This window comes from Cellulomonas hominis, from assembly GCF_005239125.1.
Classification (GTDB): Bacteria; Actinomycetota; Actinomycetes; order Actinomycetales; family Cellulomonadaceae; genus Cellulomonas; species Cellulomonas hominis_A.
In genome coordinates, this window is record NZ_SZYE01000031.1 from 22,369 (window position 1) to 28,681 (window position 6,313).

The 6,313-nt window shown below is 77.0% G+C and carries 4 protein-coding genes; 2 read left to right on the plus strand and 2 right to left on the minus strand.

What is annotated here, in order from left to right; translation table 11 throughout:
- Positions 1–62: 62 nt before the first annotated feature.
- Positions 63–2,216 carry a 4-alpha-glucanotransferase gene (gene malQ / locus FA014_RS06320; RefSeq protein ID WP_230322918.1) on the minus strand — a complete coding sequence of 718 codons (2,154 nt, stop codon included), beginning with the start codon at positions 2,214–2,216 and terminating at the stop codon, positions 63–65.
- 119 nt (positions 2,217–2,335) lie between these two features.
- Between malQ and FA014_RS06325 the strand changes: the two genes are divergently transcribed.
- Entirely contained in the window at positions 2,336–4,567 is a 2,232-nt protein-coding gene (locus FA014_RS06325; protein WP_154728850.1) for a prolyl oligopeptidase family serine peptidase, read from the plus strand.
- A 142-nt stretch (positions 4,568–4,709) separates the two neighbouring features.
- On the plus strand, positions 4,710–5,717 hold the full coding sequence (locus FA014_RS06330) for a mechanosensitive ion channel family protein (RefSeq protein WP_230322919.1): 1,008 nt from the start codon (positions 4,710–4,712) through the stop codon (positions 5,715–5,717).
- Positions 5,718–5,825: 108 nt separating this feature from the next.
- Here FA014_RS06330 and FA014_RS06335 read toward each other — a convergent pair whose 3' ends face one another.
- Complete coding sequence (locus FA014_RS06335; RefSeq protein WP_154728851.1) at positions 5,826–6,056, minus strand: glucose PTS transporter subunit EIIB; 231 nt, start codon at positions 6,054–6,056, stop codon at positions 5,826–5,828.
- Between the last annotated feature and the right edge of the window lie 257 nt (positions 6,057–6,313).

Consider the following 6,313-nt stretch of genomic DNA (forward strand, 5'->3'; position numbering starts at 1 on the left):
CAGCCTAGCCACCCCCGCGCCGGGCCCCGGCACGCGCCGCGGGGCGCCCCGGGGCGTGCCGGTCAGCCCTCCGCCAGCACGCCCACCAGCGACCGCAGCCGCGCGGTGGTGAACAGGTCGTCGAGCAGGACCAGCCGCCCCCCGCCGTCGGCCAGAGGCACCCGCCAGTTCGGGTACTCCTGGTCGGTGCCCGGCTGGTTCTGCGCCCGGCGCTCCCCGACGGCGTCGGCGAGGGACACCCCGACCAGGACGCTCGGCGTGCGGAGCACGTACCGGTGCAGCGCCTCCACGACCTCGCGCTCGGTGGGGTCGTCGCCGAGCAGGCCGCGCTCGCGCAGCACCGCCAGCATCGCCTCGCGCTCGGCCCGGGCGGCGCGCCGCACCTGCTCGACCGGCTCGGTGAGCAGCCCCAGCCGCTCGCGCAGCGCGACGTGCTCCTCGGCGAGGTAGCCGGCCGTCGGGGGCAGGTCGTGCGTGGTCACGGAGGACAGCGCGAGCCGGCGGTAGTCCTCGGGGGGCAGCGGGCGGCCCTCGCCATCCTTCTCGAACCACAGGATGGAGGTGCCGAGCACGCCGCGGTCCAGCAGGTACTCGCGCACCCACGGCTCGACGTTCCCGAGGTCCTCGCCGATCACGACCGCGCCGGCGCGGTGCGCCTCCAGGGCGAGGATGCCGATCATCGCGTCGTGGTCGTACCGGACGTAGGTCGCGTCGGCGGGGCTGTTGCCCTGCGGGATCCACCACAGCCGGAACAGCCCGATGATGTGGTCGATCCGGACGGCGCCCGCGTGCCGCAGCACCGTGCGCAGCATGTCCCGGTAGGGGCGGTACGCGACCCGCTCGAGCTCGGCGGGGTGCCACGGCGGCTGCGACCAGTCCTGGCCCTGCTGGTTGTACATGTCCGGCGGGGCCCCGACGGACGCGCCGCGCGCCAGCACCGACCCGAGCGCCCAGGCGTCGGAGCCCTCGGGGTGCACGCCGACCGCCAGGTCGTGCATGACGCCGATCGACATCCCCGCCTCGTGCGCGGTGCGCTGGGCGGTGGCGAGCTGCTCGTCGCACAGCCACTGCAGCCAGCAGAAGAACTGCACCCGGTCGGCGAGCTCGGTGCGGGCGCGCAGCGCACCGGGCGCGGCGGGGTCGCGCAGGCCGGCGGGCCACGGCGGCGCGCCGTGCTGCTCGGTCAGGGCGCACCACAGCGCGAAGTCCTCCAGCCCGCGCCCCTCGCGCCGGCGGAAGTCGTCGAACGCGGACTGCCGGGCGGCGGACCGCGGCGCGGCGAACACGACCTCCAGCGCGGCCTTCTTGGCGGCCCACACCACGTCCCGGTCGATCGGGCCGTCGTCGGTGTCGAGCGCCAGCGCCTGCTCCGCCGACCACTCGACGAGCGCCCGGTCGGCCGACGACAGGTACGCCGTCTCGGGGACGTCCTCGACGCGCAGGTACAGCGGGTTCACGAACCGGCGGGTGGTGGGCAGGTACGGCGACGGCGTCAGCGGCGGCACCGGCTCCGCGGCGTGCAGCGGGTTGATGAGCAGGAACTGCGCGCCCGCCTCGTGCCCCGAGAGCCACGCGAGGTCGGCCAGGTCCCGCAGGTCCCCCGCACCCCAGGACGCCCGCGACCGCACCGAGTACAGCTGCACCATCAGGCCCCAGGCGCGCTTCTCGTCGAGCGCGGCCGGGAGCTCCAGCCGGTCGGGGGTGACGGCCAGCGGGCTCGCGGCCTCCCCGGACGGGCCGGAGGTGCGCAGCAGGTGCCAGCCGAGCGGCAGCCCGGCCGGCACGGTGAACGTGGCGCGCCCGACCTGGCGGCCGTCGACCGTGCGCGGCTCCACCAGGACGTCGGCCTGCTCCAGCTCGACCCGCTCGGTCACGGCCCCCGCAGCGCGCCGGCCGCGGCCCTCGGCGCCGTCGACCTCGACCCACGCCCGCACCGGGTCCCCGTGCGTGACGTGCACCGGGACCTGGACGGCGTCGGACTGCCGCACGACGACGACCGGCGGCAGCACCCGGCGCCACGGGGCGTCCTCGGCGTGCCGCCGCGCGACGTCGACGCGCTCGGGCGTCGAGGCGTCCACGCCCAGCGCGCCCAGCACGGCCACGAGGGTGGCGGGGGCGACGTCGCGCATCCCGCCGTTGAACTCCTGGAACTCGGTGGCGACGCCGTGCGCCCGCGCCAGGTCCAGCAGGGACGGGGAGGGTGTGTGCTCGGCCACACGCCGATCCTGCCAGAGGGGCGGCCCGCACGCCGGGCAGCCGCGCTGGTGGGTGGGGGTGCGGGCACCGCGCGGCGGCGGTCCGGGGCCGCGGCGGCGGGGGTCGTAGGGTGGCGCGCATGACCGCCGAGCCCGCCGCCACCGAGTCCGCCGACGACGCCGCCGCGACGCCGACCGCGCCCGGCTACCCCGCCGCCCGCCGCCTCGACCTGGTCGAGGACCTGCACGGCCGCGCCGTCGCCGACCCGTACCGCTGGCTCGAGGACGCCGAGGACCCGGAGACCGAGGCCTGGTCCACCGCGCAGGACGACCTGTACGCCGCGTACCGCGCGCGGGTCACGGCCGGCGACCTGGCGGACGGCCCGCTCGCGACCGGGCCGCTCACCGACCGGCTGCGCGCGCTGCTCGGGGCGGGCTTCGTGGGCGTGCCCGCGTGGCGGGGCGACCGCCGGTTCTTCTCCCGCCGCACCGGCGACCAGGAGCACGCGGTCGTGGTCGTGGCGGAGCCGGACCCCGCGGCCCCGGGCGGCGAGCGCGAGCGGGTGCTCGTCGACCCCGTGGCGCTCGACCCCGCCGGGACCACGACGCTCGACGCCTGGCAGCCGAGCAAGGAGGGCGACCTCCTGGCGTACCAGGTGTCGCACGGCGGCACCGAGGAGAGCGTGCTGCACGTGCTCGACGTCGCGACCGGCGCGCTGGTGGACGGGCCGGTCGACCGCGCCCGCTACTCCCCCGTCGCGTGGGAGCCGGGCGGGCGCGCGTTCTTCTACGTGCGGCGCCTCGCGCCCGACCTGCTGCCCGAGGGCGAGAAGCAGTACCACCGCCGGGTGTGGCGGCACGTGGTCGGCACCGACGCGGACCAGGACCTCGAGGTGTTCGGCGACGGCCTGGACATGACGAACTACTACGGCGTCTCGGTGTCCCGCGACGGCCGCTGGCTGATCGTCTCGGCGTCCGCCGGCACCGCCCCGCGCACCGACGTGTGGATCGCCGACCTGGCCGCGACCGAGCCCGGCACCGTGCCGGCGTTCCGCGAGGTGGCCGTCGGCGAGGACGCCGAGATCGGCGCCTGGGTCGGCCGGGACGGGCGGCTGTACGTGCACACCACGCTCGACGCCGACCGCGGGCGGCTCGCCGTCGCCGACCCGGAGGAGCCCGGCGTCCCGCACTGGCGCACCCTGCTTCCCGAGGACCCCGAGGCGGTGCTGGAGGACGTCGCGTTCACCGACGGCGGCGGCGACGACACGACCCCGCGGCGGCTCGTCGCGGCCTGGCGCCGGCACGCGGTCAGCGAGATCACCGTGCACGACCCGGCGACCGGCGAGCGCCTCCCCGGTGACGCCGGCACCGTCGACCTGCCCGGGCTCGGCTCCACCGGCGGGCTCGTCACCCGGCCCGACGGCGGCCCGGACGTCTGGTTCTCGTACACCGACCACACGACGGTCACCGAGGTGCACCGGTACGACGCCGAGGCCGGCACGACCTCGCTGTGGGCGACCCCGCCCGGGGTGGTCGCCGACCTGCCGGACGTCCGGGTGCAGCGCGTGGTCGCCACCAGCGCGGACGGCACGCGGGTGCGGGCGTTCGTCGTGGCGCGGGCCGACGCGCTCGACGCCGAGGGGCGCCCGCTCGCCCCCGCCCCGACGATCCTCTACGGGTACGGCGGCTTCCAGATCTCGCTCGACCCCACGTACTCCGCCACCACGCTCGCCTGGGTCGAGGCCGGCGGCGTCTACGTCGTCGCCAACCTGCGCGGGGGCGGCGAGGAGGGCGAGGGCTGGCACCGCGCCGGGCGCCGCGGGCACAAGCAGCACGTGTTCGACGACTTCCACGCCGTCGCGCGGCTGCTGGTCGACGACGGCTGGACCACCACGGACCGGCTGGCGTGCTGGGGCGGGTCCAACGGCGGCCTGCTGGTCGGCGCCGCGCTCACCCAGCACCCGGAGACGTTCGCGGCGGTGGTCTGCTCCGCCCCGCTGCTCGACATGGTGCGGTACCAGCAGTTCGGGCTCGGGACGACGTGGAGCGACGAGTACGGCGACGCCGGCACCCCGCGGGAGCTCGACTGGCTGCTGTCGTACTCGCCGTACCACCGCGTCGTCGAGGGCACCGCGTACCCGGCGACGCTGTTCACGATCTTCGACGGGGACACCCGGGTCGATCCGCTGCACGCCCGCAAGCTGGGCGCGGCGCTGCAGGCCGCGACCTCGGCCCCGCTCGAGACGGCGCCGGTCCTGGTCCGCCGGGAGAAGGGCGTCGGGCACGGCGGGCGCGCGCTGTCCCGCACCGTGGCGCTCACCGTCGAGCAGCTCCAGTTCGTCGCGGACCGCACGGGCCTGGCCCGCCGCTGAGGCGGGCGGCGTCGGCGGCGCGGGCGCCCCGCGGATCGGCGGGGGGGCCGCGGCGCCGGCGTGGCGCGGCTCCGTGTGCGGGTCCCGTGCGGGCCGCGTGCGGGCCGCGCGACCTGCCGCGGGCGGCCGCTAGCGTGGACCGGTGATCGCCGCGTCCCTCCCCTCCGTCCTGCCGGCCGCGTCCGACGACCCGGCCGCCGACCTCGCCGACAACGCCGACGCCCTCGTCGACTGGCTGCTCGGCCCCGGCCTGCGCATCGCGCTGATCATCGTGATCGGCGCCGTCGCGCTGCTGATCGTCCGGCGCCTGATCAAGGTCGTCACCGAGCACATCGCCGACGGCACGTCCCTGCTGCAGCGCGGCATCGCCAAGCCGCTCGGCGGGACCGAGGTCGCCTCGGCGCTGCGCAAGGTCAACCCGATCGCGAACGCCCGGCGCACCCAGCGCGCCCGGACCATCGGCTCGGTGCTGCGCTCGACCGCCGGCATCGTCATCGGCACCGTCGTCGTGCTGTCCGTGCTCGACCAGGTCGGGGTGAACATCGCCCCGTTCATCGCCTCGGCCGGGATCGTCGGCGTGGCGCTCGGCTTCGGCGCGCAGAGCCTGGTGAAGGACTTCCTGTCCGGCATGTTCATGCTGCTGGAGGACCAGTACGGCGTCGGCGACGTGGTCGACGTCGGCCCCGCGCAGGGCACGGTCGAGGCCGTCGGCCTGCGCGTGACCAAGATCCGCGACGCCGACGGCACCCTCTGGTACGTCCCGAACGGCTCGATGCTCCGGGTCGGCAACAAGACCCAGGGCTGGGCCAACGCCGTGGTCGAGGTGAAGGTCGACTACTTCGCGGACCTCGACCGGGTCGGCGACGTCCTGATGGGTGCGGCGGCGCGGCTCGCCGAGGACCCCGCGCTCGGCCCCTCGATGGAGGGCTCCGCCACCGTGACGACCGCCGAGGACCTGTCGTTCGACGCGGTCACCGTGAAGCTCGTGCAGCGCACCGCGCCCGCTCGGCAGTGGGCGGTCGCCCGCGCGCTGCGCACCGCCGTCCGCGAGGCCCTGGAGGCCGCGGACATCCCGCTGGCCGGCCAGCGCGAGGCGCTGGAGGCGCACCGCGAGCGCGTGTCGGCGACGGACGACCCCGCGACCGACTGACGCCCGCCGCGGGCCCGGGGCCGAGTTCGCCGGTTGCGCGCCTCGGGCCGGCGCGGAACCGGCGAACTCGCGCGGAACCGGCGAACTCGCGCGGACGCGGGGCCTGCGTCAGCGCAGGCCGTCGAGCTCCGCGGCCAGGTTGTCGGCCTCGGGGCCGACGATGACCTGGACGATGCGCCCGGAGCGCACGACGCCGAAGGCGCCGCTCGCCTTGAGGGCGTCCTCGTCGACGCGCTGCGGGTCTGTCACCTCGACCCGCAGGCGCGTGATGCACGGCTCGAGTTCGACGACGTTGCCGCCGCCGCCCAGGGCCACCAGGATCTGCTCTGCCTTGCTCAATGGAACCCCCGTGGTGCTGTTCTGCGGACGTGCCCCCGCGACCACCCGCGCGCGGGCGGTCGCCTGGCGTCCAGCCTAGTCCGCGCCGGGACCACCGCCCGGCCGCCGGGGCAGGACGCGCGGAGCACCCGGTCCGCGGGGCGACCGGGGGTGCGGACGCGACCGGGGTGCGCACGCGACCGGGGCGTGCGGACACGACCGGGGTGCGTGCCGCGCGCGGCGTCCGGGCGGCGCGCGAGGGGCGCTCGGCGGCCGGG